General features: G+C 55.4%; 3 protein-coding genes. All 3 read right to left on the minus strand.

The window, feature by feature from the left end; translation table 11 throughout:
• Positions 1-171: 171 nt before the first annotated feature.
• The 3 genes from E1297_RS02885 to E1297_RS02895 all read right to left on the minus strand — a co-directional run bounded on the left by E1297_RS02885 (position 172) and on the right by E1297_RS02895 (position 2,541).
• Positions 172-693 carry a CoA-binding protein gene (locus E1297_RS02885; protein WP_155133681.1) on the minus strand — a complete coding sequence of 174 codons (522 nt, stop codon included), beginning with the start codon at positions 691-693 and terminating at the stop codon, positions 172-174.
• Positions 694-820: 127 nt separating this feature from the next.
• Complete coding sequence (locus E1297_RS02890) at positions 821-1,534, minus strand: DNA helicase (RefSeq protein WP_155133684.1); 714 nt, start codon at positions 1,532-1,534, stop codon at positions 821-823.
• Positions 1,535-1,716: 182 nt separating this feature from the next.
• On the minus strand, positions 1,717-2,541 hold the full coding sequence (locus E1297_RS02895; RefSeq protein ID WP_155133687.1) for an enoyl-CoA hydratase: 825 nt from the start codon (positions 2,539-2,541) through the stop codon (positions 1,717-1,719).
• Positions 2,542-2,623: the final 82 nt, after the last annotated feature.

Raw genomic sequence — 2,623 nt, forward strand, 5'->3', positions numbered from 1 at the left:
CCTTGAAAGGCTTCCTTGCGATCTTGGCATGAGGGATTGAGTGTCCAGCGCGCTCAAGCGCCGCCAAGCGGTTCTATAACCCTTGACACTCTATCCTTATGGCGAACCGAACTTTCCCGCGACCTTGTTGTTCTTCACGGCTGAACCCACCGCCGTCAATGCGCTAGCGGATCAGTTCTTTCCCAGTCCCCTGTGCTGGAACCCGGATTTCAGTTTCGGCCGTTTGGATGACACTTGCCCGGAATTGACACCGGCCCAGCCGATTTCGCCGGACAAACGCCCGTATTCGATTTTCGGGCAGCGGTCCATGACCACCTTGATCCCGGCAGCTTCCGCGCGACTTGCCGCCTCGTCGTGGCGCACGCCCAATTGCATCCAGATAACCTTGGGCCGCCATCCTGTTGCGAGGATAGCGTCTACGATTTGAGCGGCAGCCTGCGAATTGCGGAAGATGTCGATCATGTCGGGAGCGGCGGGGAGGCTGGTCAGATTGGCAAAGACCTCCTGCCCGAGTATTTCCTTACCCGCCTGGCCGGGATTGACCGGCCAGACCTCATAGCCCTTGGACAACAGATATTTCAGAACGAAATAGGACGGGCGCACGGTGTTCGAACTCGCCCCGACCATGGCAACGGTTTTGACCTCGTCAAGAATGCCCTTGATGTAGGCGGCTGAATAGGTGTCGTGGTTCATGCGTAGGTCCAAACCGCTGCAGGCATTTTCTTTATTGATGTGTAGTCCGCTGACTGGACAAAGGGCAAATGAAACACCCGGGAGAATACCCGAGTGTTCGCTTGCCATTGCCCCACGATACAAAGTGTCACGAATTGACGCGGATCTCGACAGTTCCATCATGAAGAAAGCAGGTTTTTGAGAACAGGCTCAAATCAAGCGGATTTGGCATCCGAACATCGCTGAGATCCGGGTGCGTCTTGTTCTTTGTTTCGAAGCTGCGATCTATTTGCGAGATCAGAACCATCACTTTTTGCTCTGATCTTGCAAACGCACGAAGGGCTCGAACTTGATGATCAAGGGGTGGAGTGGAGCGTTTCAGATCCAGAAGCTGAAGGTAGTCGACCACAATCAGTTTAACATCCGGAGCGCATTTCAGAACTTTGATCACGTATTCCGCGCAAATGTCGTCTGACAGGTCTAAATGGATTTTGTCAGCCTCTCTTTTTTGGTCTTGGGAGAGCACATTCAGGCGTTTTCGGATATCTTCCAATGTGTATTCGAGCGAAAAGAATGCGGAAGCGTCTCCGTTCTTGGATGCAGAAAGTGCAAGTTCCAGACCGAGCATGGTCTTGCCGTGACCCGGGCGCGCACCCAAAAGAACAGTGTCACCTGACCGGAAATGTGAAAGCAGGTTTGAGGAGCTTGAAGTGTCCCTGGCAGAGTGCGTCGGATGCCCCCAGGAATTGAAGCCCTCCTTACGGGCCATGTGATCAAGCGCTATATTGAGCGCGATGCCGCGTTGTTTCGAAAGGGACTTGGCTTGCTGTTTCAAACGGTAAATTGGTGCCGATAGTCGCATATGGAGCCTCCTGCCGCGAGCGAATTTGCAATCCCTCCTCATGCTTGCCCGAACAAAAAGGTGCGGTTCGAAGATTGCCCTGCAGGTCAGCTGCTTTCCCAAGTGGAGGGGGGAGGCATGGGGTCGGCCTTGCCGCGACAATACTCCATGCACTCACCGATTCTCAATCGTTGTCTTCGATTTTAGCTGTCGGTCCAATTAGGTGCCCGCTTTTGCAGGAAAGCGTTGATGCCTTCTTCGGCGTCGCGGGCGAGCATGTTTTCAACCATCACATTGGCGGCGAAATCATAGGCCTGATCAAGCGGCATTTCGAGTTGGCGGTAGAAGGCTTCCTTGCCGGTTTTCAGGGTCAGGGCCGATTTGGAGGCAATGGCGGAGGCGTATTTCTGGACAACCGTTTCCAGATAGTCCCGGGGAACGATCCGGTTGATCAGGCCGAATTCCTTGGCGGTTGAAGCATCGATGCTCTCGCCGGTAAGTAGCATTTCCATGGCCTGTTTCGGCGCGACATTGCGGGAAAGGGCGACCATCGGTGTGGAGCAGAACAGTCCGATATTGACGCCGGGCGTGCAGAAAGTCGCCGTGTCCGTGGCAAGGGCAAGGTCACAGGAGGCGACCAGCTGGCAACCGGCAGCAGTTGCAACACCGGTGACGACGGCAATCACCGGCTTGGGATGGCGGACAATCTGCTGCATGAGATCCGCGCACTGGCGCATGATGCGCTCATAAGTGGCGCGTCCGCCGTCGGCATCTGCGCGCGCTGCGGTCAGCTCCTTGAGATCATGACCGGCGCAAAACACCTTGCCTTCGGCCCCAAGCAGGATCACCCGGATGTCGGGATTTTCTGCGGCCTTTGCCAGTTCCGCTGAAAGCGCGGACATCATGGCGGACGAGAGCGCATTCATGCTTTCAGGACGCTGCATCACGATCCTGTAGACACCCTCATGGAGCAAAGTGGCAAGAAGCGGCGTTTCAGCGGTCTGGGAAGTGGCCGCAGCGTCGGTCATGGGAGGTCCCTCGTCCTGGTTCTTTTCAGTGTGATGCTTTCTATACTGGAACTCCCCTGTACACGAATCAAGCGATTTTCCG

This window comes from Roseibium sp. RKSG952 (assembly GCF_009711355.1).